This window comes from Lentzea sp. NPDC102401 (genome assembly GCF_044765805.1).
Classification (GTDB): Bacteria; Actinomycetota; Actinomycetes; order Mycobacteriales; family Pseudonocardiaceae; genus Lentzea; species Lentzea sokolovensis.
Map to the genome: position 1 here is coordinate 128370 of NZ_JBIWKS010000019.1, position 24361 is coordinate 152730.

Here is a 24361-nt window from a genome sequence, read left to right on the forward strand (position 1 = left end):
GGCCGAGCGGAAGCCTGGGTGGCGGCTGTTCGCCCCCAGGCTCTCCCCAGGTCGTGCCGCGGTGGAGTCAGTGCGCCAGAGCGAGACCGACGGCCGCCGCCCCTACTCCGAGCACCACGCTGACCAGAACGTTCAACAACGCCGGGCGGTACTTCTCCGCCTCCAGCAGCTTCACCGTCTCGTAGCTGAACGTCGAGTACGTCGTGAGCCCACCGCAGAACCCGACGCCGAGCAGCGGCATCCAGGACGTCCCCGCGACGAACCCGATGAGCAGGCACCCGACGACGTTCACCGTCAGAGTCCCGAAAGGGAAGTCCGACGAGTGCCGCGACTGCACGAACCGATCGAGCAGGTACCGGCAAGGCGCACCCAAAGCAGCCCCGAGGAACACCGCCAGCACGGTCATCGAGTCACCCTCAGCCCGAGAAACGCGGCCAGCACAGCACACACCGGCGTGGCGAGCAGCGCCCACGACCACGACGCCGCGTACGACGAGAACGTCGTGAAGCCGCCCAGCATCCCGACCCCGAAGAACGCGCGCACCAACGGCTTGGGCACCAGCCCCATCAGCACGCCGATCAAGAACGACCCCAGCACGTTGATGACGAACAGGCCCCACGCGCCCGGCACGAACACCGACAGGCCGTAGCGCGCCACTCCCCCGAGCCCGCCGCCCAGCGACACCAAAGAGACGAAGGCCAGCGGACGGTCAGGCTGTGGGTTCGGCAAGGTGCTCCACCAGGTGGTCCAGGGCCTTCAACGCGCGCACGACGTCCTCCCGTTCCGAGGACTCCAGCTTGCCCAGTGCGGCACCGATCCGCTTCTCGTGTTCGCGCTGCCAGACGAGCAGCTGGTCGTGTCCACGGGGTGAGACGGACAGCCGGGCTACCCGTCTGTCCTTGGGGTCTCCGCCGCGGACGACGAGGCCCGAGTCGATCAGCTGGGACACCAGTCCGGACACCGTGTTGGGGGCCAGTCGCAGGGCCGCGGCGAGGTCGCCGACCTTCATCGGCGGGCGCTCCGCCAGGGTCTGCAGCAGCTCTACCTGCGCCATCGGCAGGGATTCCCACGGCCAGTCGGCCCGGATGCTCGTCCGCAACGCCCGGCGCAGGCGAGTGACGACGTCGGTGAGCGTGCGGGCTTCGTCTGACATGCGGAAATCTTACTGGGCTCACGACAATAGCTCTGTGTCAGATATAATCTGACCACGATGAACTGGTTCGTCACGGAGTCGCCCAGACCGGCGTGGATCGCCCGCCGGTCGTACGCGCCCTGGCTGGTCATCGCGACGGTCTGCTTCGGCGCGTTCATGGGTCAGCTCGACGCCTCGATCGTCACGCTGGCGTTCCCCGCGATGAGCGCGCACTTCCAGGCCGATCCGGAGTGGATCTCGCTCAGCTACCTGATCACGCTCGTGGCGCTGCTCGTCCCAATGGGCAGGATCGCGGACCGGATCGGCCGCAAGATCGTCTACATCTACGGCTTCGCGCTGTTCACCGGAGCGTCCATCGCGTGCGTGTACGCGCCGGGGTTCGACTCGCTCATCGCCGCCCGGATCGCGCAGGCCGTGGGGGCCGCGATGCTGCAGGCCAACAGCGTCGCGCTCGTCACCACGGCGGTCGCGCCGGAGCAGCGGCGCAAGGCGCTCGGGGTTCAGGCCGCGGCGCAGGCGACCGGGCTGGCGGCGGGGCCGTTGCTCGGCGGGTACCTGACCGAGAACTACGGGTGGCAGGCCGTGTTCGCGATCAACGTGCCGGTCGGCGTCGTCGCGATGGTCATGGGCCACTACCTGCTCCCCCGCACGAAAACCGCGCGGGACAGGGGAAAGCCGACGTGGAAGGTGCTGCCGGGGCTGGTGGGTGTGCTGCTCACCTATGCCGCGTTGTTCGCGCCGATGACGTTGCTGCCGTTCACCATGAAACAACCCTTGGCACATATAGGATTCACGGTCGCCGCACTGCCGCTCGGGTTCGCGGTCGCGGCGACGCTGCTGAACAGGACGGGGATCAGGACCGGAGCGCTGATCACGGCCGTGGCGCTGATCCTGCCTGTGCCGCAGGTGATTCAGCTCGTCGTCGCGGGCATCGGGCTCGGGATCATCGCGCCGGCCTGCACGAAACGGGTGATGGGCGTGCTTCCGGACGGATCGGCCGGGGTCGGCAGCGGGCTGGTCAACGTCGCGCGAGGCCTCGGCACCGCACTGGGCGTCGCCGTGGCGACGCTGCTGATTCACACTTTCCAGTGATAGCAGCGGTTCTGTTGGAGCAATGGGGCTCAGGGGCTGCCGTACGCGTGTGGCGTCTCAGTAGCCTGGTCACATGTCTGAACGGGTGAGCTGGGTTCCGGAAGGTGTCGACACGGGCAGGCCGAGCGCCGCTCGCCTCTACGACTATCTGCTCGGGGGCGGGCACAACTTCGCCGCCGACCGGGCACTCGCGGAGAAGTTCCTGCAGGCCCAGCCGAACGGCCGCACGATCGCCCGGCTGAACAGGGCGTTCCTGCGCCGGGCCGTGCTGCTCATGATCGACGAGGGCATCCGCCAGTTCCTCGACCTCGGCTCCGGCATCCCGACTGTCGGCAACGTGCACGAGATCGCCCGCAAGGCCGACCCGGAGGCGCGCGTCGTCTACGTGGACTTCGAGGACGTCGCGGTCGCGCACAGCCAGCTCATCCTGGAGGGCGACCCGCTCGCGGCGATCATCCAGGAGGACATGACCAGGCCCGACGCGGTGCTGCGGTCGGCGCGGGACAGCGGCCTGATCGACTTCTCGCAGCCTGTCGGCGTGCTCACGGCCGGCGTCTTCCACTTCGTGCCGCCGGAGGCCGACCCGAACGCGGTCGTGGCGGCCTACCGCGACGCCGTGCCCGCGGGCAGCTACCTCGCGGTCTCGCAGTTCACCCAGGACCTGCAGCCCAAGGAGATGGCCGGGATCGTCGAGGTCATGAAGAAGAGCCAGAACCCGATGTACCCGCGCACGAAGAGCGAGATCGAGGCACTCTTCGCCGGGTTCGAACTCGTGGAGCCCGGCATCGTGCCGACGCCGTTGTGGCGGCCGGAGGGCACGGACACCGACGATCCGGACAAGGCAGGCATCTACGCCGCCGTCGGCCGGAAGGTGTAGTGCGCCTGTCGTTGTTGGCCGGGCAGCGGTGAATCCGTACGCTCTGTGAACAGCATGGAACTTCCGGAACTCGCCGCCCGCTGGATGCACGCGCTGACTCCCACCGCGTACATCCCGCTGTCCCACGCCGAAATCGAGCAGGCGTTGCTCGATTCGCTGCGTGAGCTTCCGGGGTCGCCTGAATCGGTCGCCTATCGATTGGTGTCACTGCACGCGACCGGTCCCGACTCGTTGCGCGCCACGATCGAGGTCCTTTCGCCCGCGTTCGAACTGCCCGTGCTGGCCCGCATGGCCTCCGCGTACGCACAGGCCATGCGGATGGACGCGTTCGACCAGCAGGAGGAGATCAAAGTCGCGATCGTGCGGGCCAAACAGCGGGTCGAGCGCACGCTGATGGTCAGTCAGGCGCGGTTCCAGGAGGTGTTCGACTCCGCGGCGCTGGGCATCGCGATCACCGACTTCACCGGCAGGTGCGTCCAGGCGAACGACGCGCTCGCCGAGATCGTGGGGCTGGAGTCGGGCGCCGACGTCAACGACCGCGACCTGCGCGACTTCTACCACCCCGAGGACGTGGCCGCCCTGGGCGCCTCGTACCGGAAGGTGCAGGAGGGCCACGTCGACAGGTTCCGCGACCAGCGCAAGCTGATCCGCGTGGACGGCGAACCGGTGTGGGTGCACCTCGCGGTGTCGGTGCTGCGCGACGCGGACGGCGAGCCGACGCACCACGTGACGATGGTCGAGGACATCAGCGAGCTGCACCTGTTGCAGCGCAGTCTCGACCACCAGCTGCTGCACGACTCGCTCACCGGCCTGTCGAACCGTCAGCACTTCATCTCGCAGGTGGAACGCCGGCTCGACGGGCGGCCGATCACGTTGTACCACCTGGGCCTGGACGCGTTCTCGGTCGTCAACAACGGGCTCGGTCAGGAGACCGGCGACAAGCTGCTCAAGATCGTCGCGACCAGGCTGGGCAGGTTCGCCGACGAGAAGGGCGCGATGGTGGCGCGGGTCGGCGGCGACGAGTTCGCGATCCTGGTCGCCTCGGACACCGTCACCTCGACCGTCGAGGAGATCCAGGAGGTCCTCGGCGAACCGACCTTCGTGGACGATCACGGCATCGCGCTGTCGGCGAGCATCGGCGTGGTGGACCGGCCACCGGCGTTCGTCACGGCCGCCGAGCTCATGCGGTGCGCGAACTCCGCGCTGCGCCAGGCGAAAGCGCGCGGCAAGCGGCAGTGGGCGTTGCACGACCCGCACGACGACGCCCGCCGCCGCGGCAAGTACGCGCTGGCCGCGTCGATGCCGGGCGCGTGGGAGCACGGCGAGATCGAGATCGTCTACGCGCCGGTGCACGACCTGGAGACGAGCGAGGTGCTCGGCGCCGTCGCCCGCCTGCACTGGGACGACCTGAGCCACAACGACACCATGGCGCTGGCCGACTCGACGGGTCTGTCACTGCCGATCGGGCGGTGGCTGCTGCGGGAGGCGTGCGCGCAGGCCGCGAGATGGGTGGCGGAGTTCGGCGACCGGGCGCCCACGCTGCACATCGCGTTGGGCGCCCTGCAGTCCCGTGACGAGGACCTGGTCGCCGACGTCAAACGAGCGCTCGACGAGACGGGCCTGCCGGCCGAACGGCTGCGGCTCTCGCTGGACATCGCGTCGGTGCTGGCGGGCGACGACAACGCCGTGGTGCTGCACGACAACGGCATCGTCACGGCGCTGGACGGGTTCCACGGCGGCCACGACGAACTGGCCGTGCTGACCGAGGTACCGGTCCGCTCGGTGATCACCCGCGCACCAGCGCCCAGCCCGGACTCCCCTCTGTACCAGGCGATGCGCGCTCTGATCGCGACCGTGCACAGCTTCGGCGTGCGGTTCGGCGTCGACGAGGTGCACACCCACGCCGACGCCGAGCACTGGAGACAGGCGGGCGCGGACGGCGTGATCGGGCTGCTGCCCGCCCTGACCGCGGCCGAGGTGACCGAGCTGCTGGCTACAGCTGCTTCACCGCCGCCAGCAGCTTCGTGAGCGAGTCCTTCGCGTCCCCGAACAGCAACGTCGTCTTCGGGTTGTAGAGCAGCTCGTTGTCCACGCCGGCGAACCCAGGCCGCATCGAACGCTTCATGAACACCACGGACTTCGCGCGATCCACGTCGAAGATCGGCATGCCGTAGATCGGGCTGGTGGGCTCGTCCCGCGCACCCGGATTCACCACGTCGTTCGCACCGACCACGACGGCCACGTCGACCGAAGTGATGCCGGGGTTGACGTCGTCGAGTTCCTTGAGCTGCTCGTACGGCACGTCCGCCTCGGCCAGCAGAACGTTCATGTGCCCCGGCATGCGCCCCGCGACGGGATGAATTCCGTACGCCACCGACACTCCACGCCGTTCGAGCTGCGACACGAGCTCACGGACGGCGTGCTGTGCCTGCGCGACGGCGAGTCCGTACCCCGGCACGACGACCACGTTGTTCGCGTACCCCAGCAGGATCGCGACGTCCTCGACCGTGCCGGACTTGACCGTCCGCTGCTCTTCCCCCTGCACGGCAACGGTTGTCGCCTTGAACGCACCGAACAGGATGTTCGTGAGCGACCGCCCCATCGCCTGCGCCATCAGCCGGGTCAGGATGGTGCCGGACGCGCCGACGAGCGTTCCGGCGACGATCAGCAGCGTGTTCGCCAGCACGTACCCGGACGCGGCGACCGCGAGGCCGGTGAAGGCGTTGAGCAACGAGATCGCGATCGGCACGTCCGCGCCACCGACCGGCAGCACGAAAAGCGCACCGAGGGCGAGCCCGACGACGGCGAGCAGCCAGAGCAGGAACCCGTTCGGCACCGCCATCACCAAGGCGCACAAGGCGACCGACGACGCGGCGGCCGCGATCGCGAGCTGCTGCCCTGCCGGCAGCAGCACCGGGCGGGTCGTCATCAGCTCCTGCAACTTGAGGAACGTGACCACCGAACCGGAGAAGCTGACCGAACCGATCAGCACCGTCAGCACGGTCGCGAGCCGGAACATCACGTCGGTGTCCGGCACCGCGAAGAACTCGGCCAGCGCCACCAGCGCCGCCGCCGCGCCACCGACACCGTTGAACAGCGCCACCATCTGCGGGATGGCCGTCATCTTCACCGACCGCGCGGCCGGAATGCCCACCACGACACCGAGTGCGACGGCGATCAGGATCCACAGTCCGTTGTGGACGACGCCGTGCACGTACGCGGTGACGACGGCGACCAGCATGCCGAACGCGCCGATGAAGTTGCCGTAGCGCGCGTATTTGGGCGAGCTCAGGCCTTTCAGCGCCAGGATGAAGCACACCGACGCGACGAGGTACATCAGCTGGACCGTCACCTTTTGAACATCTCCAGCATCCGGTCGGTCACCACGAAGCCGCCGACCACGTTGACCGTGGCCAGGAAGACCGCGAGCAGCCCCAGAACCAGTTCCAGGGTGCTCTCGGCGGACCCCGTGATCAGGATCGCGCCGACCAGGATGACGCCGTGAATGGCGTTGGCCCCGGACATCAGCGGAGTGTGCAGGATCGTGGACACCTTCGAGACCACCTCGAAGCCCACGAAGACGGCCAGCACGAAGATCGTCAGCAGGTCGATCACGGCAACTCCTTGCGGATCTGACCGTCGTGGGTGAGGCAGCAGCCGTCGAGCACCTCGTCGGAGAGGTCCGGCCGCACCGAACCGTCCGCGATCATCAGCTTGAGCAGGTTCAGCACGTTGCGCGAGTAGAGCTTGCTCGCGTGCACCGGCATGGACGACGGCAGGTTCAACGCGCCGTGCACCAGCACCTCGCCGACCCAGGTCTCCTGTCCCGCAACGGAGGCAGCGCAGTTGCCGCCGGACTCCGCCGCCAGGTCGACCAGCACGGAACCGGGGGCCATGGCCTTGAGCATGTCGGTCGTGACGAGCACAGGGGCCTTGCGGCCGGGGATCGCGGCCGTGGTGATCACGACGTCGGACGCCGCGACGTGCTCGCCGATGAGTTCTCGCTGGCGTTCCAGGAACTCCTCGGACTGCACGGACGCGTAGACGCCGGACTGGGTCTCCAGTTCGAGTTCGAGGAACTTCGCGCCGAGGCTGCGGACCTCCTCGCCCGCGGCCTTGCGCACGTCGTAGGCCTCCACGACGGCACCGAGCCTGCGCGCGGTCGCGATCGCCTGCAGGCCCGCCACTCCCGCGCCCAGCACCAGCACCTTCGCCGGCGGCACGGTTCCGGCGGCGGTGGTGAACATCGGCAGGAACCGCGGCAGTCGTTCGGCGGCGACCAGGACGGCCCGGTAGCCGGCGACCAACGCCTGGGAGGACAGGGCGTCCGCGCTCTGGGCACGGGTGACCCTGGGCAGCAGGTCGAAGCTGAACGACGTGACGTTCCGCCGCGCATAGACCTCTAGTAGTTCCTGCTCGCCTTGGGGCTGCAGAAAACTGATGGTGACCGCGCCGGGTTTGAGCTTCTCGGCCTGGTCGGTGGTCAGCGGTTGCACGGACACGACGACGTCGGATTCCGGCGTCGGGTCCTCGGGCGTCACGGTCGCCCCGGCCGCGCGGTAGGCGGCGTCGGGGGCGTGGGCATGACGCCCGGCGTTTTCTTGGACGTGCACGGTCAGTCCAGCGTCGACCAACGACGACACCGTTTCCGGTACGCAGGCGACTCGGCGCTCGGCGGGCCGCGACTCTGCGGGGGTTCCCACTTTCACCGTACGCACGTTACGCGATCAAAGGTGACCTGGGCCACATGACAGTTGCCAGAGCACCGCACCGGCCAATGTCAGGCACTCCACCAGCCCAATCACCGGTGTGAGGCGCTCACCGAGCGTCTCCGCGAGGCGTCCGAACGCACACCCGGCCGCCGCCGCGGCCGGGGTTCAGGCTCCAGTTCAGTGGGCGACAGGACATCCGGTGGGCTTGTCCGCGGGGAAGAAGTTCGGCAGCAGCTCAGCGGAGTCGTAGTAGCGGTGGTAGACCGGCGTCACCCCGCCCGACACGGGTGGCACGATCCAGGACCAGTCGGCGGGACAGGATCGTCCCGCGGCCTCCTCCTTCTCCAGGTGCGTCAGGAACCTCTTCGACTCGGTGTGGTGGTCGGTGATCGTCACGCCGGCCTCGCCGAACGAGTGCAGGACGGCGCGGTTGAGCTCCACGAGAGCTCGGTCGCGCCACAACGTCGCCTCCGACGACATGTCCAGGCCCATTCGCTTCGCCAGGTACGGCAGCAGGTCGTAGCGGTCGTTGTCCGCCAGGTTGCGGGCGCCGATCTCGGTGCCCATGTACCAGCCGTTGAACGGCGCCGACGGGTAGTCGATGCCGCCGATGCGCAGGCGCATGTTGCTGATGGCGGGAACGGCGTGCCACTTCACGCCGAGCGCCCCGAGCCACGGGAAGTCCGGGTGCGCCAGCGGGACCTCCAGCACGGCGTCGGCGGGGATCTCGACGAGTGCGGGGTCGTGGCCCTTGCAGGACACCATGAGCGGCAGCACGTCGAACGGGCCGCGCGTGGCGGGCGGTTGCCAGCCGCGCTTCACCGCGAGGTCGGTGAGCTCCAGGTTCCGCGCGTCGCCGAGCACTCCTCCGTCGGTGCCGCGGTAGGCGGCGTAGCGGATGATCTGCTCGTTGATGATCTGCGGCGCGTCCATGCCGGGTTCGGCGGGCGCGAAGATCGTGATGACGGGCCGGATCTTGCCCTTGTTCGTCGCGACGCGGAGGTGCTCGACGCAGTCCGCCGCCACGTCGGCGGGGGCCGAGACCTCGCGCTGGTCGCGCACTTTCAAGCTCCGCCAGTACAGGCGGCCGATGCAGCGTGAGCTGTTGCGCCAGGCCACGCGGGCGCCGAAGGTCAGTTCGGCGGTCGTGTGGCGGTAGGTGCCGGTCGCGGCGATCTCCGCGTGCACCTCGGCCAGCCTGGCCTCGACGGGACCGAGTTCCGGATGTTCGGCGTGGTGCTGCCGGACGAAGTCCTCAGCCTCGGAGATGTCGAACTCGCCGATGTTCTCGACCTGCGCCGGGGGAAGCGCCGTGAGGGAACGGGGCAGCACATCAGTCGGGACGGGGGTCATGGCGAGGCACCGTAGTTGCGCTTTCGTGGAGCGGGAACCGCCTGTCGCGTTACGCCATCTGGATCACTGGGCCGCGTCCGGTACGCACAGCAATTACTTGATACCGCAACCGGGTGACAATGGGCGCTACAAAGGGTGGTTCTCCGCTGTTATCGCGCTGACATCAAACATTGACCAGTGATTCAGCTCACCATTGGATTCGACCCGTTCGAGTGAACTTCACGATTCCACCGCGCGGGAATCACCGCCAGCATCGCACCAACATGCCCCGTGATGTCCATTGTGCACACATCATCGAGGCATCGCGGGAACCTCCCACGCGGAGAACCGGGTCATCCCCCGTACGGCCAGTGACGACGGCACCACGCGGAAGGCGAAGTTCCGCAACGCCAGCGCGAACGGCGACCGCACTTCGATGCCGACCCGGCCCGCCATCCGCGAGCCCTTCCACACCGACTGCGAGCGTGGCCTGCGCAACGCGTCGTAGCGGGCGAGATCACCGTCGACCGAGGCCAGCGTCACCGCGTCCTCCAGCGCCATGCACGCGCCCTGCCCGAGGTACGGCGTCATCGCGTGCGCGGCGTCTCCCAGCAGCGCCACCCGGCCCTTCACGAACGTGGGCAGCAGTGGCAGTTCGTAGATGTCGTGCCGGATCACGTCGGCGGTCGAGGCGATCAGGTGCGGCAGCGGGTCGTGCCAGTCCGCGAACAACGAGACCGGGTCCAGGTCGGCCTGGGCGGGAGCGACGGCCGCGACGTACCAGCAGACCCTGCCGTCGCCGAGCGGCAGGACGCCCGCCTCGCCGCCGGGGCCGAGAGTCTGCGAGAGGGGCAGGTCGCAGGGGCCCGGCGCCACCCCTCGCCACGCCGTGGCGCCCGCGTACACCGGTCCCGGCGCGTCGGGAAGCAGTTCCGCGCGCAGGCGGCTGTTGATTCCGTCCGCCGCCACCACGAGGTCGGCGTCCAGGTCGTCGGCGCTGGTCACCTCGGTGTCGGCGCGGAGGATCCCGGACGGCAGCGCGCGCAGCAGGACGCCGTGCAGGTCGGCGCGGTGCATCGCGACGACCTTCTCCTGGCCGACGTCGGGCAGGTGCACGAGCCAGCGCCCGTCGACCGCCCGGACGCCGCCGGACACGCGCGGCGTGCCCAGCCGCCGGGCCTCGTCGGCGACGCCCATCCACTCCAGCGCCCGCAGCGCGTTCGGCATCACGCCCACGCCGGCGCCGATCTCGCCGAAGGCGGCCGCGCGTTCGTGGACGACGACCTCCCAGCCGACGCGGCGCAACGACACCGCCGCCGCCAGCCCGCCGATGCCGCCACCCACCACGATCGCCTTCATCGCATCCTCCTCTACAGATGTAGAGGACTCTACATCTGTAGACTACAGCTGTAGAGAGATGAGGAGCACAGTGCGCAGGGACCTGATCACCGACGCCGCGATCCAGCTCGTCGCCGAGCAGGGCATGCGCGGGCTCACCCACCGCGCGGTCGACCGTCAGGCCGGACTGCCGGAAGGCTCCACCAGCGCGTACTTCCGCACGCGCAAGGCGTTGATCGAGGGGTTCGTGGCGCGGCTCGCGGACCAGGAGCGGCTGGACGTCGTGCCCGATCCCGACGACGTCGCGGGCAGCATCGCGAGGACGCTCGACAGCTGGCTCGTCGAGCGGAACAGGACGCTCGCGCGGTACGCGGCGATGCTGGAGGCCACGCACCACCCCGAGCTGAAGTCGATCATGGTCCACTCCCCGCGCGAGCAGGCCACCGCGATCGCGAAGATGCTGGGCCACTCCGATCCCGAACGGGCGGGCGCGCACTTCACCGCGTTCCTGGAGGGCCTGCTCTTCTACCGGCTCGTCGGCGGCGGCAGCACGGTCGGGCCGGAGCCGGGCACCGAGGAGAGCGTGCGGGACCTCCGCGAAGCCGTCGAAAAAGCGTTGCGACCGTAAGTACCGTGGGTTTCATGGGATTCGGGTACGGGGTCTTCTACCTCTGATCACGGACGTGTGCCACCGCGCTACACGTCCTGATTTCGCGTACCCAGAAGAGGATCCCCGTGCGTTCGCATGTTCATTTGACGACCCAAGATCTCACCAAGGGCTATGAGGCCGGGCCCGTCGTCGACGGCATCTCGCTGAAGGTCTCCGCGGGCCAGCGTCTCGGCATCATCGGCGAGAACGGCCGCGGCAAGACCACCCTGCTCCGGCTGCTGGCCGAGGACCTGGCACCGGACCAGGGAACTGTCACCCGGCACGGATCGTTGAGCCTCGTGCAACAGGAAATGCCGTTCCACGCAACCGAAACGGTGGGGGACCTGCTGTCCGAGGCGCTGCGCGAAAGCCGTCAGGCACTGTCCGAACTGGACGGTGCGGCGGAGCCGTTCGACGAACAGCGTTACGAGAAAGCCCTGGCCCACGCCGAGAACATCGAGGCGTGGGACGCCGATCGCCGCGCCGGAATCGCACTCAAGGCCCTCGACGCCGACCACGCCAGGTCGACCAGGCTGTCCGGGCTCAGCGTCGGGCAGCGGTACCGCGTCCGGCTCGCCTGCCTGCTCGCCGAGCGCGCGGACGTCCTGCTGCTGGACGAACCGACCAACCACCTCGACGCGGCGGCGCTGGCGTTCCTGACCGAACGCCTTCAGCAGCACCACGGCGTCGTGGTGCTGGTGAGCCACGACCGCACGCTGCTGGACGACGTCTGCACCCAGCTCCTCGACCTCGACCCGTCCCCGGACGGCGAGGTGCACCTGCACGGTGGCGGCTACCGGGCGTTCAAGGAGGCCAAACGCGCCGAACGCCAGCGGTGGGAACAGCGGTTCGCCCAGGAGGAGGCCGAGCACGGCGAACTGGCCGAGAAGGTCGACCGCGCCCAGTCCCGCCTGATCGACGGCTGGCGTCCGCCGAAGGGCACGGGCAGGCACCAGCGCACCACCCGTGCGGCGAACAAGATGCGCAACGTCGCACGCCGGTTGGAGGAGCTGGACGACCAGCGCGTCGACGCTCCCCCGCCGCCGATGCGCTTCACGCCGCCGGAGCTGGATGCGAGCGGCGACCTGCTGCACGCCACCCCGCTCGAAGTACCCGGAAGGCTGACCCTCACCGAGCCCATCTCCCTGAGCGCGGGCGAGAAGCTGCTGGTCACCGGTCCGAACGGAGCGGGCAAGTCGACGTTGCTGAACGTGCTGGCCGGCCGCCTCCAGCCGTCGAACGGCACGGTGCACCACGTCGGCAGGGTCGCCTTGCTGACCCAGGAATCGACGTTCGAGAACGAGGACGCCACGGCCGCGCAGGTGTGTTCGCGGGTGGGGGAACTCGGTCTGCTCAGAGGAGAAGACCTGGTGCGCCCGGTCGGCCGGCTGTCCACTGGACAACGCAGGCGCCTGGAGCTGGCGATCCTGCTGAGCAGCGCTCCGCACGTCCTGCTGCTCGACGAACCGACCAACCACCTGTCGATCGCCCTGGTCGACGAACTGACCGAAGCGCTGGACCAGACCCGTGCGGCGGTGGCCGTCGCGACCCACGACAGGCAGATGCGGACAGATTTCGGTTCGTGGCGGGCCGTGATCCTCGATTCACCTTCACGGAGTCATGAAAGTTCTGTAGCTTCGAAATAGGTCCTCTACCGAGCACTGGGAGGTGTGCGAGATGACCGAACTGATCTCCGAGAAACTGCCCACTACGCGCCAGAACCCGTTCGACCCGCCCGCCGAGGTCACGGCGATCCGCGAGCAGGCCGCCGTCAGCAGGCTGAAGTTCGCCGACGGTCACCTCGGCTGGTTCGTCACCGGTCACCACCAGGTGCGTGAGGTCCTGGGGAGCCCGAAGTTCACGAACGACCCCTCCAGGCACCACCTGCTGGACGTCAGGTTCCAGGGCGAGGCGCCGGCGGAGAGGCGCAAGGTCGAGCCGGGCATGTTCCTGAGCCAGGACCCGCCGGACCACACCCGGCTGCGCCGGATGCTGCAGGGCCAGTTCACCGTCCGGCGGATGAACCAGCTGGCCGAGTGGATCGGCACGATCGTCGACGACCAGCTCAAGCACCTGCGCACGTTCGACGGCCACGCGGACCTCGTGAAGGAGTTCGCGCTTCCGGTGCCGTCGCTGGTGATCTGCGCGATTCTCGGCGTCGACTACGACGAGCGGCACAGGTTCCAGGAAGACACGACGAAGATGCTGAGCCTGGAGTCGACGTTCAAAGAGGCCATGGAGGCGATGGCGCGCATCCAGGAGTTCATGCGCGAGCTGGTCGTCCGCAAGAAGGCCGACCCGGGCGACGACATGATCAGCGATCTGCTCGCCACAGGTGAGCCGACCGACGAGGAAGCGTCGAACATGGCGCTGCTGCTTCTGCTGGCCGGTCACGAGACCACGGCGAACATGCTGGGCCTCGGCACGTTCACGCTGCTGCAGCACCCGGACCAGCTCAAGATCCTGCGCGACGAGCCGGACGTCGTCGACAACGCCGTCGAGGAGCTGATGCGGTACCTGTCGATCATCCACTTCGGACCGACGCGCACCGCCGTCGAGGACGTGGAGATCGACGGTCACCTCATCAGGGCCGGTGACACCGTGGTGATGCACGTACCGGCGGCCAACCGCGACCCGGAGAAGTTCTCCGGCAACCCCGAGGAGCTCGACCTGCGCCGCCCGGCCGGCGGCCACGTGGCGTTCGGGCACGGCATCCACCAGTGCCTGGGTCAGCAACTCGCCCGCATCGAGATGCGGATCGGTTTCTCCAGGCTGTTCCAGGAGTTCCCGGACCTCCGGCTCGACATCGACCCCGAGGAGGTGCCGCTGCGCACCGACATGGGGATCTACGGAGTCCACTCGCTGCCAGTAGCGTGGACGGCATGAAGATCTCCGTCGACCAGACGAAGTGCTGCGGTTCGGGAATGTGCGTTTTGACCGACCCGGACCTCTTCGACCAGAGCGAAGACGACGGCACCGTCGTACTGCTGGAAGAGCACCCCGACGCCGCGCACGAGGCCACCGCGAAGGAAGCGGCGAGCCTGTGCCCGGCGGGCGCGATCACGATCAGCTGATCCGCGCCGCGTTGAAGAGCGGCCAGGCGACACGCGTGCCCCGTCGCCTGGCTCCAACGACCGTGCGAAGTCGTACGCTCTCGGCATGAACACCGCGCCGGGCTGGTACCCGGACAACGCCGACCCGCGTTTCGTGCGGTGGTGGGACGGCACCCAGTGGACGTCCCACGTGCAGCCGCGCCAGGAACAGGCCGACGCCCACCACGCCGAGGTGCAGATGGGCGGCACCGGTCAGGACCGGGTGGCGCGGCAGGTGCAGCGCGCCGGCGTCCAGGGCGTCGTCGGCGGAGGCGGTGGCACCCTGTTCACCGAGCCCGTCCTGGTCGTGAACCAGAAGGCGAAGCTCGTCGAGATGTCGAACTCCTACGTCATCTACGACCAGCACGCCCGCCACATCGGCACCGTGGAACAGGTCGGTCAGTCCGGCACCGCCAAGGCCCTGCGCGCCTTCACCAAGATGGACGCGATGCTCGACGTCCGCCTGGAGATTCGCGACGTGCAGGGACTGCCGCTGCTGCGCGTCACCCGTCCCGCGACGATGTGGAAGTCCAAGGTCCTGGTCGAGCGCGGCGACGGCATGCCGATCGGCGAGATCGTGCAGGAGAACGTCTTCGGCAAGGTCCGCTTCGCCTACGTCTGCAACGGGATGAAGGTCGGCGGCATCTACGCGGAGAACTGGCGCGCGTGGAACTTCTCGCTGCAGGACCACACCGACACCGAGGTCGCGCGCATCACCAAGACCTGGCAGGGCATGTCCAAAGCCCTGTTCACCACTGCGGACAACTACGTCGTGCAGTTCCACCGCCAGGTGCCGGACCCGTTGCTCAGCATGATCATCGCGTCCGGGGTCACGGTCGACACGGTGCTCAGCCAGAACCAGGGCTAGTGGCGAGGCGGAGTTCGTCGACCTCGGCCTGGAACCCGGCCGCCGTCAGCGTTTCCTCCGCCTGCCGCCAGTGCTCGCGAGCCTCGTCCAGCCGCCCGGCCCGTTCCAGGGCGTTGCCCAGCACCCGCAACGACCGCCCGAACTCCGGCGGTGACCCCATCTCCCTGGCCTGTTCCATCGCCAGGGACGCCAGCGTCAGGGCCTCCTCCGCCGAGGTGGTCATGCCGGACCTCAGGCGCCACACCCAGATGCGGCCCTGCCGGTCGTCGTGCTCCTCGAAGAACTCCCACGCCTGCCGCAGCTGGTCCTCCGCGAGGGAGTTCTGCCCGGACCGGATCAGCGTGTCCGCCAGGAACAGCCGGATGTTCGCGGCCAGGTCCGGGTCGCCGAACCTCTGCGCGGCGGCGAGGGAGGCCCTCAGGAACTCCGCCGACAGCGTCAGCTCGCCGGTGAACTGGTGCAACCGCCCCAGTTCCAGCGTGGCCATCAACTCGCTCTGCGAGTCCCCCATCTGCCCGGCGAGCCGGCAGGCCCGCTCCAGATAGCCCTGCGCGGCGACCAGGCCGCCGGCGCGGCGCTCGATGGCTCCCAGCGAGCACAGCACCTCGATCTCGCCGTGCGGGTTGTCGGAGGCGGCGAACCGCGTCTTGGCCTCACGATGGGCTTCACGGGCCTCCGAGGAGCGTCCGCTCCACTCGTGCATCCAGCCCATGCCGTACCAGGCGTAGGCCTCGCCCCACACGTCTCCGGCGGCGGCGAAACCCTCCTGTGCGGCCTGGAAGTGAGCCGAGGCCGCGGCGTAGTCGTGCAGCCGCGCGCTCAGGATCCCGCGCTGCTGGAACAGCATCGGCCGGCGGGACTCGGGCGCGCACGCCAGGCCGAGGTCGTTGATCTGCTCCCAGTCGTCGAACCGGGCCCGCAGGTCGCAGAACGCCGCCGACCGGATCGCCAGCTCCGCGGCCAGCGCTCCCAGTCCCAGCGCCGCCGCCTGGGTGATCACGGCGTGGATGTTCAGCCACTCCGCGTCGAACCAGTCGGCCGCGTCGCCGAGGTCGAACCGTTCCAGGTCGAGGGGTTCCAGCCGGACGCCCTGGTGCGGCAGCTCCGCGTCGGCCCGCATCGCGAGGTCCAGCCACTGCTCGAACAACGCCCCCAGCGCGATGGCCGGGTCCTCGGTGGCGGCCTCCCGGCCGAAGGCGCGCAACAGGTCGTGCAGCCGGTACCGCACCTGCCCCAGCCCGTCACGTCCCGCGTACTCGACCAGGCGGGCGTCGACCAGCGCCTCGACGTGGTCCTCGGCGTCGTCGAGATCGAGGCCCAGCAACGGGGACGCGACCCACGCCGGGAAGTCCGGGGTGTCCACCAGCGACAGCAGCCGGAACGCGGTCTGGCGCGTCTTGTCCAGGCCGTCGTAGGACAACGCGAGCGAAGCCCGCACGTCGAGGTCGCCCAGCGACAGCTCGTCGAACCGGCGGCGTTCGTCGGACAACCGGCCGGCCAGCTTCGCGAGCTGCCAGTGCGGACGCGCCACCAGCCGGGCCGCGGCCACCCGCAGCGCCAGCGGCAGCTTGCCGCAGTAGGTCACGATCTCCTGCGCCGCACCGGGTTCGGCGGCGCACCGGGCCTCGCCGACCGCGGCCCGCAGCAACGCCAGCGCGTCCGCGGACGGCAGCACGTCCAGCGGCACGACGTGCGCCGCCTCCAGTCCGGCGAGCGCTGCCCGCGAGGTCACCAGGGCGGCGCCCGAGGTGGTCCCCGGCAGCAACGGCCGGACCTGGGCCTCGTTCACCGCGTTGTCCAGCACGACGAGGATCCGCCGGTCCGACAGCAGGTCCCGGTAGAGGTCGACCCGATCCTCCACAGAGGACGGGATGGCACCGCCGGACACGCCCAGGCCGCGCAGCAACCGGTCCAGGGCGGCCCCTGGTTCGACGGGCTTCTGCTCACCGCCTCGCAGGTTCAGGTACAGCTGCCCGTCCGGGAAGGCGTCCCGGACGGCGTGAGCGCAGTGCACGGCCAGCGACGTCTTGCCGACGCCACCGGGCCCGGTGATCGTCCACGTGCCACCGGCGCGCAACCCGGCGGTCAGCCGCACGACCTCGTCGGACCGCCCGGAGAAGTCACCGACCGCGGGCGGCAGCCAGGACGGTCCGGACTGGACGGCCACGGGCGCGGAAGAGCCTGCCAGGACCTCCATGTGCAGGGCGCGGAGCTCGGCGTTCGGGTCGATGCCGAGCTCGTCGGCGAGCACGTCGCTGGCCCTGCGGTAGACGTCCAGCGCCTGCGCCTGCTGGCCGGTGCGGTGCAGGGCGAGCATGAGCTGGTACCAGAAGCGTTCGCGCAGCGGGTGTTCCGCGACGAGCGAGCGCAGTTCGTCGACGATCTGGTCGTGCCGGCCCAGCTGCAGCTCGGCGTCGTTGCGGCGTTCCAGCACCTCCCAGCGCTGTTCGTTCAGGCGCTGCACGTCGGTCTGTTCCATCCGCAGCGACGACACCTGGTCCAGTGCCGGTCCGCGCCACAACGCCGCGGCCTCGCCCAGCAGCCGCGCCTCCGTCTCCAGATCGGGCGCGCGACGGGCTTCCGCGCGCAGCCGCTGGAAGGTCAGCAGGTCGAGCTGGTCGTCCTCGACGTGGATCGAGTAGCCGGTCGGCCACGTGCGGACGAGTTTGCGGTCGGCCAGGTCGTCCAGCGACTGTCTCAACCGCATGACGTACGTCTGCAAGGTCGCGCGCGCCGCACCTGACGGCTCGTCGCCCCAGAGGTGTTCCATCAGCTCGTAGGACGAGACCGGCGCGTTCGGCTTCATCAGCAACGCGGCGAGCAGGACACGCTGTTTGGCCGAGCGCAGCTCCACCGCCCGGCCCGAGTCGGTGACCTGCAACGATCCGAGAACCCTGAACTCCCACCGGCGTTGCATGGGCCCGATCCTAACCAGCCGGTAACCCGAGGTGTCAGCGAAATGTCAGCGGGCCGCGTGATGCTTCTCGCCCATGAAGCGGACAACCTTCCTCGCCGTGGCGGCGTTGTTCCTGGGAGTCGCCATGTCCGGCCAGGCCCAGGCCGAAAGCGCCCCCGGCTGTGGACCGGTGACGCAGATCGGCACGACCGGCTACATCGGATCCGGCGGGCAGAAGTGGGCCTCGGTCAAGCAGTTCAAGGGCTGCGGCAAGAACTGGGCCTACATCTACACCTGGAACAGCGTGCACACCGCGGGCGCGCCCTACACCCCGCTGTTCGTCATCATCGCCAAGTGGGGCAGCGAGTCGTCACGTGAGCCGTACGCCCACGCGGGCCGCAAGGCGGGCGGCTACCGGCAGCAGGAACTCTGGTCGTACGGAACGGACACCCTGGACACCTGCACCAACGCGTTCGCCGAGTGGTCCTCCGGTGCCGCGACCTACCGCGCCGAGACCAGCATCCGCTGCTGAAGCACCAGACCGGAGCGGCGTCTTGGCCCCCAGCGGGGCGCCGCTCCTCCCCAGACGGTGTCGCCGGGGCCCGAAGCCCAAACCTCTCCTCGGGTCCCGGTGACGCCTCCAGTGTCAGGCTGCGCCCTGTGACGTCATGAACTTCCCCAGACGTGACGCCAGGTCGTCCGCGGCCTCGTTGCCCCGCAACCGTTCCGCCTCCTGCCTCAACGGCCGCATGCGATCCCGGGTGCGGGCCGAGCGGATGGGACCGGACACCGCGATCGCCTGTTCCCCGACCTCGCGCGCGCGTTCGGTCTCGTTCTGCACCAGGTAGTTCATCGCCAGCGCGGCCAGCCGGAACGACTGGCTGCGCGACGTTTCCTCTCCCCCTGCGGAAATGGCCCTGGTGAGCAGCGGGATCGCCGACCGCGCGTACTTCACGTCGCAGGTGCGCGCGAGTTCGGTGTGCACCATGCCGCCGATGGACACCAGGTCGGCGAGGTCGAAGAACCGCGCCCACGGCGGTGCGTCCTCCGCGACGGACTGTCCGAACTCGTCCTCGGCACGCGCGAACTGGCGCAGCGCCTGCCTTTCCGCGCCCATCTTCGCGAACGCCCACGCCTCGTTGGCGTGCAGGATCGACACGGCCAGCGTGGACCCGCTGGCCTGCGCGATGGGCAGACCTCGCTGGAACGAGGCCAGAGCGTCCTCGGCGAGCTCGTAGTGCAGGTGCACGCGGCCCATCCGGTAGTGGATGTTGGCCTCCAGCGCGGTGTTGCCGGACGCGCGCGCGAGGCCCATCGCACGGCCGAAGTGCAGGTGTGCGGACTCCAGCAGCCCCATGTCGAAAGACGCCCAGCCGGCCAGGTTGTGCAGGTCGGCGATCGCCACCTGGAGGCGGTGCAGGACCTGTCCGCCGGAGCCGGTGTCGAGCAGCGGGTTCGCCCAGTTCAGCAATGCGACGCAGGCGTCCCGGCAGGAACCGCCGCCGTATTCGTGGTCGAGTGCCCGCAGCGCATTCGTCAGAGTTTCGACATGCCGCACGTCGGTCTTGTCCACGCGAGCTGGAAAAGCTTCGCTGCTGAACATAGGTTGGCCCTCCTGACGTGCGCCGCGCACCCGTTGTGCAGATACCCGTTACACACCGCCGGTATTCACCGCGCCGCCGCCACCATCCCTCTGTAGGGCCTGGTCGGGAAGGGTCTTTGGACTCTCCCGGGACACGTCGGCGCGGCCACCACAACGCCGTGGTGGCCGCGCCTACGATTTCGGACGGCCGTGGTGATCGGAAAGGGGCCAACAAGGTGTCGGCACCGCCGAACTGAATCCATTTCCGGTAATTGCCCCTCACCGGAACGGCCGATCAAGTCACTCTTCCAGGGTCACCACCTGAGCGGGACACCTGTCCACCGCGTCACGAACGCCCGGTAGCAGCTCGGCGGGCGGTTCGGCGACCAGCACGACGCCGATCCCGTCGTCATCCGACTGATCGAACACGTCCGGTGCGGCGAGCACGCACTGGCCCGATCCGATGCACTTCGTCTGGTCTATCCGGACTGTCGTCACCAGACCACCGGAATCTCGGCAGCGCCGTAGGTGATCATGTCCTCGCGGAAGTCCATCTCGGCCACGGGAATCGCGGGCCGGACGTTCGGGAAGCGCGTGAACAGCGTGCGGAGCAGGATCTGCAGCTCCGCACGAGCCAGGTTCGCGCCGAGGCACTGATGCGGCCCGAAACCGAACCCGAGGTGCGACACGGCCCTGCGCTCCAGGTCGAGCTCACCGGCGCGCGGGCACAGCTCCTCGTCGAGGTTGGCGTGGAACGTCACCGCGACCCACTCGCCCGCCCGGATGGTGACGCCGTCGACCTCGACGTCCTCGGTGGCCTTGCGCGCGAGCCCCGCGCCGCCGAGCCTGCCGACGGTGTAGCGCATCAGCTCCTCGACGACGACGTCGGCACGGCTCGGGTCGCGCTGCAGGATCGCCAGCTGGTCCGGATTCTCGAACAGCGTGAGCGTGAACAGGCCGAAGAAGTTGGACGTCGTCTCGTGACCCGCCGCGAGCAGGCCGATGGCGAGGAACAGCAGCTCGTCCATCTGGAAGTCGGTGTCGTTGACCATCAGGCCGATCAGGTCGTCGGTGGTGCCCGACGCCTTCTTCTCCTCCACGACCTCGAGGAGGACGCCGCCCAGTTCCTCGGCCTTGGCCTCGTACTCGGCGCGCGAGCCGTTCTTGCCGAACATCTCCCTGGCCGTGGCCTGGAACAGCTCCTGGTGCTCCGGCGGCACGCCGAGCAGTTCGGCGATCACCAGCGACGGCACCGGCAGGCAGACCGACGACACGAGGTCGGCGGGCGCTCCCGAACGTTCCATCGCGTCGAGGTGCTCGTCGACGATCTCCTGGATGCGCGGCCGCATCTCGTTGAGGCGCTTGACCATGAACGCCCGCGAGAGCGGCCGGCGCAGGCGCAGGTGGTCGTCGCCGTCCATCACGTTCATGTTGCCCGGCTCCGGCAGGCCGAGGACCTGCTCGCCCTCGGTGCGCATCTCGGGCTGGCCGTCCTTGTTCGCGCTGAACCGCGGGTCGGAAAGCACCTTGCGCACGCCGGCGTAGCTGCTCACGACCCAGGCGTCGACGCCGTTGGGCCAGCGCATCCTCACCGGTCCGTTGCCGATGGCCTCCTCGAACCCGGCGGGCGGGCCCAGCGGGTGCGTGCGGTTCTCGTGCGGGACGGGGCAGACGGCAGCTTCGGTCATGGGAGATCCCCCTAAACAGAACAGAACTGTTCTTTTGAATCCATGACCGAACGTAGCGAAGAAACTACTCTTTGACGAGTTGTTTGGCCCTGAAGGTGCCAATGAGCGGTCTCAACAGGCCGTCGACGATGCCGTCGATCACGCCCGGTTCCTCGGACCGCAGGACGAACGTCGAGATCAGCGCGGTGATGAGGATGTCGGCGTCGAGCCGCTCCGGCAGCTCACCGCGCGCCTTCGCCCGGTCCACGGCGACCCGGAGGTGCTCGGTGTAGGCGCGGTCGACGTGCTCCTCGCGCAGGCATGCGAGGTCGGCGTCCTGACGGCTGCCCTCGAGCAGCCCGAGGAAGATCCCGGCGGTGTCGAACGGCATCGGCTCGCCCCACGCCAGCAGGATCTGGCGGACGTCCTCGGCGAACGTCCCCTCGTCCGGTTGCGGCAACTGGGGCAGGTTCGCCTTCAGCGCGTCCGTGATGAGCCGCGCCTTGGACGGCCAGCGCTGGTAGAGACTCGCCTTGCTGGCACGCGCCCTGCTCGCCACCAGGTCCATGTTGAACCTGGCGTACCCGACCTCGGCCAGCACTCCGAGCACGGCGGCGAAGACCTCCTGCTGACGCGCCGGTGCGTCCAAAGGCGTGCGACCCACGCATGGTCCCCTCGTGAGGCGGCTCAGGTGACGTGCACCGTACCGCCGGGCGCATCCGTGAGCCGACCCGTGCGCCGCACCGACATCCACCGCAGCTGCGTGCCGTGCACCGCCGTGATCAACGACTGGATCACCACGACGTACATCAACTGCCGGTACACGACCTGCTGCAGCGGATAGGCCCACAACGGCTTGAGCGACTCGCCGTCGAGCCTCAGCGCGTAGCCCGCGCTCGCCGTCTGGATCAGCAGGAACACCATCCACACGATCAACGCGAGCGGTGCGTCGGCGACGAGGAACCCGTACAGCACGAAGAGGTCCATCACCGGCGCGAGCAACGGCAGCAGCAGGTGGAACGCCAGCAGGTAGAGGATGCCGAACCGGCCCATCGGCCCGTTCTCCACCAACGCGCCGCGGTGCTTCCACATCGCCTGAAAAGTGCCGTACGACCAGCGATAGCGCTGCTTGAACAAGCCGTGGACGGTCGCCGGTGCCTCGGTCCAGGCCTTGGCCTCCGGACGGTAGGCGACCCGCCAGCCCGCGCGCGTGACGGCCATCGTGAGGTCCGTGTCCTCGGCGAGCGTGTCGTCGCTGACGCCGCCGACGTCGACGAGCGCGGCCCTGCGGAACGCCCCGACCGCGCCCGGCACCGTCGGGATGCAGCGCAGCGCGTGCAGGATCTGCCGGTCCAGGTTGGACCCCGCGCAGTACTCCAGGTGCTGCCAGCGCCCGAGCAGGCCCTGCCGGTTGCCGACCTTCGCGTTGCCGGAGACCGCGCCGACACCGTTGTCCGCGAACGGCTGCACGAGCTGGCCCACCGTGTCCGGCTCGAAGATCGTGTCGCCGTCCACCAGCACCAGCACGTCGTGCGTCGCCTCGCGGATGCCCGCGTTCAGCGCCGCCGGCTTGCCCTGGTTGGACTGCCGGATCACGGTGACGCCGGGCAGGTCCAGTTCCTCGGCGACGTCCGCGGTGCCGTCCGTCGAGCCGTCGTCCACGACGATCACCTCGACGTCGGCGAGGTGGTTGTTCGCGGTGATGGACCTGACGGTGGCGACGATGTTCAGCACCTCGTTGAACGCCGGGACGACCACCGAGACCGGCGGCGCGAACCACGGCGGTGGCTCCTCCTCGCTCTCGCGCCGCAGCCGGCGGTCGGTGTGCGCGAGGCCGAGTTGCATGAGGGTGCGCAGCAGGCCGAGCAGGGCGGCGATCGCGATGGCCGTGCCGAACAGCACCAGCACGACGCCGCCGTTGCGCTGCGACCACGTGGTGACCGCGCCGGTGAATCGTTCGCGCGCGGAGGCCTCGACCGGCTGCTCGTCGCTGATCAGCACGAACCGGTAGCCGGGCTGCTTCGCGAGCTCACGGGCGATGTCGCCGCCGATGCTGCCGTCGTCGTGCAGCCGGACGACGCCGCCTTTCTCCCGCAACGCCGTCCGGACCAGCGTGCCGATGTCCTGGTACTCGCGGTCGCCGCTGTCGACCTCGGCGGGAGCGCCGACCAGTCGCGTGTGGACACCCAGCGCGTCGGCGAGCGCGGCCTGGGCGAAGGCGAGGTTGAGCGAACTGGCGAGATCACCCTCGGCGCGGAAGCCGTCGAGGCCGATCCGGTGCCCCTCGGCGACGATGCGGCGTGCCACGTCCGGATGCCGGGTGACCTGGGCCCCGGTGACGTAGAAGGTCGCCTTGACGCCGGCGGCCCGCAGCCTCTCCAGGGTGCGCGGGGTCCACTTCGGGTCGGGGCCGCCGTGGAACGCCAGCGCGAGCGTGCCGTCGGGCAGTTCCCGGTGCTCCCCGGCGATCCGCACGGGTCCGGGCTTGATCGCGGCGTAGGCGTGGAACGACACCACGCCCATCAGCACGAGCAGCCCGAGCAGGATCGAGATCCAGTGCAACCGCGGCGTGCGCTTCACCACGCTCCCAGCAGCGTGCCGCCCACGACCGCGGCGAACAGGATCAGTCCACTCGCGACGGTCCAGCTGACGAGTCTCGCCGCTACCCGTCTACCGCCGTTTCGATCGACGAAGACCTGCATTTCCTTCTGCCCCCAATGAAAACGCGGACGACCACGACGACCAGTGCCGCGACGACCGCCGCCGCCATCCACGGAAACCCGTTCACCAGCCACGGGATCGCGTCCGCGGCGAACTCCTTGCTGCTCCCCCACGGCGCGTACCTCTTCGACTGCCGTTCCCAGGCCGCGTTGCCCACCGCGACGACGACGAAAACGAGAGGTGGCGCCGGTGCCACCGTCCACAACCCGATGCGACGAACCAGTGCCGAGGCCACGACCGTGCCGCCCACGAGCCACACGCCGAAGGCCCAGCCGATGTCGCCCCCGTCCACCCAGACCCCCGTCTGCGTGAACACCGCCAGCATCGCGAGCGCGGCGAGACTGGGCAGTTGAACCCCCATGAGCACCTAGAATAGTTCAGG

Annotated in this window: 24 protein-coding genes; 9 read left to right on the plus strand and 15 right to left on the minus strand. The window is 69.2% G+C overall.

Translation table 11 applies throughout. From position 1 onward, the window contains the following. Nucleotides 1-67: 67 nt before the first annotated feature. From crcB to ACIRG5_RS43950, 3 genes are read right to left on the minus strand one after another with little or no spacing between them, the layout of a single operon-like run. Complete coding sequence (crcB, locus tag ACIRG5_RS43940) at nucleotides 68-406, minus strand: fluoride efflux transporter CrcB (RefSeq protein ID WP_402916603.1); 339 nt, start codon at nucleotides 404-406, stop codon at nucleotides 68-70. Beyond that, nucleotides 403-729 carry a fluoride efflux transporter FluC gene (locus ACIRG5_RS43945; RefSeq protein WP_402916605.1) on the minus strand — a complete coding sequence of 109 codons (327 nt, stop codon included), beginning with the start codon at nucleotides 727-729 and terminating at the stop codon, nucleotides 403-405. Before ACIRG5_RS43945 ends, crcB begins: the two co-directional genes overlap by 4 nt. After that, nucleotides 710-1153, minus strand: coding sequence for a MarR family winged helix-turn-helix transcriptional regulator (locus ACIRG5_RS43950; RefSeq protein WP_402916607.1), 444 nt, complete (start codon nucleotides 1151-1153; stop codon nucleotides 710-712). The genes ACIRG5_RS43945 and ACIRG5_RS43950 overlap by 20 nt, the downstream gene beginning before the upstream one ends. Before the next feature lie 57 nt (nucleotides 1154-1210). Between ACIRG5_RS43950 and ACIRG5_RS43955 the strand changes: the two genes are divergently transcribed. From ACIRG5_RS43955 to ACIRG5_RS43965, 3 genes are all read left to right on the plus strand, one after another. Beyond that, on the plus strand, nucleotides 1211-2245 hold the full coding sequence (locus tag ACIRG5_RS43955) for an MFS transporter (RefSeq protein WP_402916609.1): 1035 nt from the start codon (nucleotides 1211-1213) through the stop codon (nucleotides 2243-2245). Nucleotides 2246-2318: 73 nt separating this feature from the next. After that, nucleotides 2319-3122: an SAM-dependent methyltransferase gene (locus ACIRG5_RS43960; protein ID WP_402916611.1), complete on the plus strand. Its 804-nt coding sequence runs from the start codon at nucleotides 2319-2321 to the stop codon at nucleotides 3120-3122. Nucleotides 3123-3176: 54 nt separating this feature from the next. Beyond that, complete coding sequence (locus ACIRG5_RS43965; protein ID WP_402916613.1) at nucleotides 3177-5150, plus strand: putative bifunctional diguanylate cyclase/phosphodiesterase; 1974 nt, start codon at nucleotides 3177-3179, stop codon at nucleotides 5148-5150. Here the strand turns inward: ACIRG5_RS43965 and ACIRG5_RS43970 are convergent. The 5 genes from ACIRG5_RS43970 to ACIRG5_RS43990 all read right to left on the minus strand — a co-directional run bounded on the left by ACIRG5_RS43970 (nucleotide 5116) and on the right by ACIRG5_RS43990 (nucleotide 10525). Beyond that, nucleotides 5116-6459, minus strand: coding sequence for an NAD(P)(+) transhydrogenase (Re/Si-specific) subunit beta (locus ACIRG5_RS43970; protein WP_402916674.1), 1344 nt, complete (start codon nucleotides 6457-6459; stop codon nucleotides 5116-5118). The two genes, ACIRG5_RS43965 and ACIRG5_RS43970, sit on opposite strands and share 35 nt — an antisense overlap. 11 nt (nucleotides 6460-6470) lie before the next feature. Continuing rightward, on the minus strand, nucleotides 6471-6737 hold the full coding sequence (locus tag ACIRG5_RS43975) for an NAD(P) transhydrogenase subunit alpha (RefSeq protein ID WP_053737731.1): 267 nt from the start codon (nucleotides 6735-6737) through the stop codon (nucleotides 6471-6473). Then, a complete protein-coding gene (locus ACIRG5_RS43980) occupies nucleotides 6734-7831 on the minus strand; it encodes a Re/Si-specific NAD(P)(+) transhydrogenase subunit alpha (RefSeq protein WP_402916615.1) in 1098 nt (365 codons plus the stop codon). Before ACIRG5_RS43980 ends, ACIRG5_RS43975 begins: the two co-directional genes overlap by 4 nt. A 180-nt stretch (nucleotides 7832-8011) precedes the next feature. Continuing rightward, a complete protein-coding gene (locus tag ACIRG5_RS43985; RefSeq protein ID WP_402916617.1) occupies nucleotides 8012-9187 on the minus strand; it encodes a nitric oxide synthase oxygenase in 1176 nt (391 codons plus the stop codon). Nucleotides 9188-9478: 291 nt separating this feature from the next. Beyond that, nucleotides 9479-10525: an FAD-dependent monooxygenase gene (locus ACIRG5_RS43990; protein ID WP_402916619.1), complete on the minus strand. Its 1047-nt coding sequence runs from the start codon at nucleotides 10523-10525 to the stop codon at nucleotides 9479-9481. Between the two features lie 58 nt (nucleotides 10526-10583). Between ACIRG5_RS43990 and ACIRG5_RS43995 the strand changes: the two genes are divergently transcribed. The 5 genes from ACIRG5_RS43995 (at nucleotide 10584) to ACIRG5_RS44015 (ending at nucleotide 15113) form a co-directional block, all read left to right on the plus strand. Beyond that, the gene (locus ACIRG5_RS43995) at nucleotides 10584-11132 is read left to right on the plus strand and encodes a TetR/AcrR family transcriptional regulator (RefSeq protein WP_402916621.1); all 549 of its coding nucleotides are present in this window, start codon (nucleotides 10584-10586) and stop codon (nucleotides 11130-11132) included. A 77-nt stretch (nucleotides 11133-11209) separates the two neighbouring features. Continuing rightward, nucleotides 11210-12799: an ABC-F family ATP-binding cassette domain-containing protein gene (locus ACIRG5_RS44000; protein WP_402916676.1), complete on the plus strand. Its 1590-nt coding sequence runs from the start codon at nucleotides 11210-11212 to the stop codon at nucleotides 12797-12799. 31 nt (nucleotides 12800-12830) lie between these two features. Next, complete coding sequence (locus ACIRG5_RS44005) at nucleotides 12831-14039, plus strand: cytochrome P450 (RefSeq protein ID WP_402916623.1); 1209 nt, start codon at nucleotides 12831-12833, stop codon at nucleotides 14037-14039. Next, nucleotides 14036-14227, plus strand: a complete 192-nt coding sequence (locus tag ACIRG5_RS44010) for a ferredoxin (protein WP_319978552.1) — start codon at nucleotides 14036-14038, stop codon at nucleotides 14225-14227. Before ACIRG5_RS44005 ends, ACIRG5_RS44010 begins: the two co-directional genes overlap by 4 nt. Before the next feature lie 85 nt (nucleotides 14228-14312). Beyond that, on the plus strand, nucleotides 14313-15113 hold the full coding sequence (locus tag ACIRG5_RS44015) for a phospholipid scramblase-related protein (RefSeq protein WP_402916625.1): 801 nt from the start codon (nucleotides 14313-14315) through the stop codon (nucleotides 15111-15113). On the opposite strand, the gene ACIRG5_RS44020 is transcribed toward ACIRG5_RS44015, so the two are convergent. After that, nucleotides 15094-18030 carry a BTAD domain-containing putative transcriptional regulator gene (locus ACIRG5_RS44020; protein WP_402916627.1) on the minus strand — a complete coding sequence of 979 codons (2937 nt, stop codon included), beginning with the start codon at nucleotides 18028-18030 and terminating at the stop codon, nucleotides 15094-15096. The genes ACIRG5_RS44015 and ACIRG5_RS44020 overlap by 20 nt on opposite strands. A gap of 73 nt (nucleotides 18031-18103) precedes the next feature. Between ACIRG5_RS44020 and ACIRG5_RS44025 the strand changes: the two genes are divergently transcribed. Beyond that, on the plus strand, nucleotides 18104-18541 hold the full coding sequence (locus ACIRG5_RS44025; RefSeq protein WP_402916629.1) for a hypothetical protein: 438 nt from the start codon (nucleotides 18104-18106) through the stop codon (nucleotides 18539-18541). 114 nt (nucleotides 18542-18655) lie between these two features. Here the strand turns inward: ACIRG5_RS44025 and ACIRG5_RS44030 are convergent, their stop codons facing one another. From ACIRG5_RS44030 to ACIRG5_RS44055, 6 genes are all read right to left on the minus strand, one after another. Next, nucleotides 18656-19612, minus strand: a complete 957-nt coding sequence (locus ACIRG5_RS44030; protein ID WP_402916631.1) for a hypothetical protein — start codon at nucleotides 19610-19612, stop codon at nucleotides 18656-18658. 279 nt (nucleotides 19613-19891) lie between these two features. Further along, complete coding sequence (locus ACIRG5_RS44035; RefSeq protein WP_402916633.1) at nucleotides 19892-20089, minus strand: ferredoxin; 198 nt, start codon at nucleotides 20087-20089, stop codon at nucleotides 19892-19894. Then, nucleotides 20086-21279: a cytochrome P450 gene (locus ACIRG5_RS44040; RefSeq protein ID WP_402916635.1), complete on the minus strand. Its 1194-nt coding sequence runs from the start codon at nucleotides 21277-21279 to the stop codon at nucleotides 20086-20088. The genes ACIRG5_RS44035 and ACIRG5_RS44040 overlap by 4 nt, the downstream gene beginning before the upstream one ends. Before the next feature lie 64 nt (nucleotides 21280-21343). Next, nucleotides 21344-21922, minus strand: a complete 579-nt coding sequence (locus tag ACIRG5_RS44045; protein WP_402916637.1) for a TetR/AcrR family transcriptional regulator — start codon at nucleotides 21920-21922, stop codon at nucleotides 21344-21346. 23 nt (nucleotides 21923-21945) lie between these two features. Beyond that, a complete protein-coding gene (locus ACIRG5_RS44050; RefSeq protein WP_402916639.1) occupies nucleotides 21946-23838 on the minus strand; it encodes a glycosyltransferase in 1893 nt (630 codons plus the stop codon). Between the two features lie 82 nt (nucleotides 23839-23920). Further along, nucleotides 23921-24340 (minus strand): DUF6542 domain-containing protein, encoded by a 420-nt coding sequence (locus ACIRG5_RS44055; protein WP_402916641.1) that lies wholly within the window; start codon nucleotides 24338-24340, stop codon nucleotides 23921-23923. Nucleotides 24341-24361 lie beyond the last annotated feature (21 nt).

What these genes read in the sequence shown, in the direction of transcription:
- ACIRG5_RS43970 (WP_402916674.1), bottom strand. Translation starts at nt 6,459, where the DNA reads ATGTACCTCGTCGCGTCGGTGTGCTTCATCCTGGCGCTGAAAGGCCTG.
- crcB (WP_402916603.1), bottom strand. Translation starts at nt 406, where the DNA reads ATGACCGTGCTGGCGGTGTTCCTCGGGGCTGCTTTGGGTGCGCCTTGC.
- ACIRG5_RS44055 (WP_402916641.1), bottom strand. Translation starts at nt 24,340, where the DNA reads ATGGGGGTTCAACTGCCCAGTCTCGCCGCGCTCGCGATGCTGGCGGTG.
- ACIRG5_RS43960 (WP_402916611.1), top strand. Translation starts at nt 2,319, where the DNA reads ATGTCTGAACGGGTGAGCTGGGTTCCGGAAGGTGTCGACACGGGCAGG.
- ACIRG5_RS44020 (WP_402916627.1), bottom strand. Translation starts at nt 18,030, where the DNA reads ATGCAACGCCGGTGGGAGTTCAGGGTTCTCGGATCGTTGCAGGTCACC.
- ACIRG5_RS43955 (WP_402916609.1), top strand. Translation starts at nt 1,211, where the DNA reads ATGAACTGGTTCGTCACGGAGTCGCCCAGACCGGCGTGGATCGCCCGC.
- ACIRG5_RS44010 (WP_319978552.1), top strand. Translation starts at nt 14,036, where the DNA reads ATGAAGATCTCCGTCGACCAGACGAAGTGCTGCGGTTCGGGAATGTGC.
- ACIRG5_RS44005 (WP_402916623.1), top strand. Translation starts at nt 12,831, where the DNA reads ATGACCGAACTGATCTCCGAGAAACTGCCCACTACGCGCCAGAACCCG.
- ACIRG5_RS43950 (WP_402916607.1), bottom strand. Translation starts at nt 1,153, where the DNA reads ATGTCAGACGAAGCCCGCACGCTCACCGACGTCGTCACTCGCCTGCGC.
- ACIRG5_RS44030 (WP_402916631.1), bottom strand. Translation starts at nt 19,612, where the DNA reads ATGTTCAGCAGCGAAGCTTTTCCAGCTCGCGTGGACAAGACCGACGTG.
- ACIRG5_RS43995 (WP_402916621.1), top strand. Translation starts at nt 10,584, where the DNA reads ATGAGGAGCACAGTGCGCAGGGACCTGATCACCGACGCCGCGATCCAG.
- ACIRG5_RS44040 (WP_402916635.1), bottom strand. Translation starts at nt 21,279, where the DNA reads ATGACCGAAGCTGCCGTCTGCCCCGTCCCGCACGAGAACCGCACGCAC.
- ACIRG5_RS43985 (WP_402916617.1), bottom strand. Translation starts at nt 9,187, where the DNA reads ATGACCCCCGTCCCGACTGATGTGCTGCCCCGTTCCCTCACGGCGCTT.
- ACIRG5_RS44025 (WP_402916629.1), top strand. Translation starts at nt 18,104, where the DNA reads ATGAAGCGGACAACCTTCCTCGCCGTGGCGGCGTTGTTCCTGGGAGTC.
- ACIRG5_RS43965 (WP_402916613.1), top strand. Translation starts at nt 3,177, where the DNA reads ATGGAACTTCCGGAACTCGCCGCCCGCTGGATGCACGCGCTGACTCCC.
- ACIRG5_RS43990 (WP_402916619.1), bottom strand. Translation starts at nt 10,525, where the DNA reads ATGAAGGCGATCGTGGTGGGTGGCGGCATCGGCGGGCTGGCGGCGGCG.
- ACIRG5_RS44015 (WP_402916625.1), top strand. Translation starts at nt 14,313, where the DNA reads ATGAACACCGCGCCGGGCTGGTACCCGGACAACGCCGACCCGCGTTTC.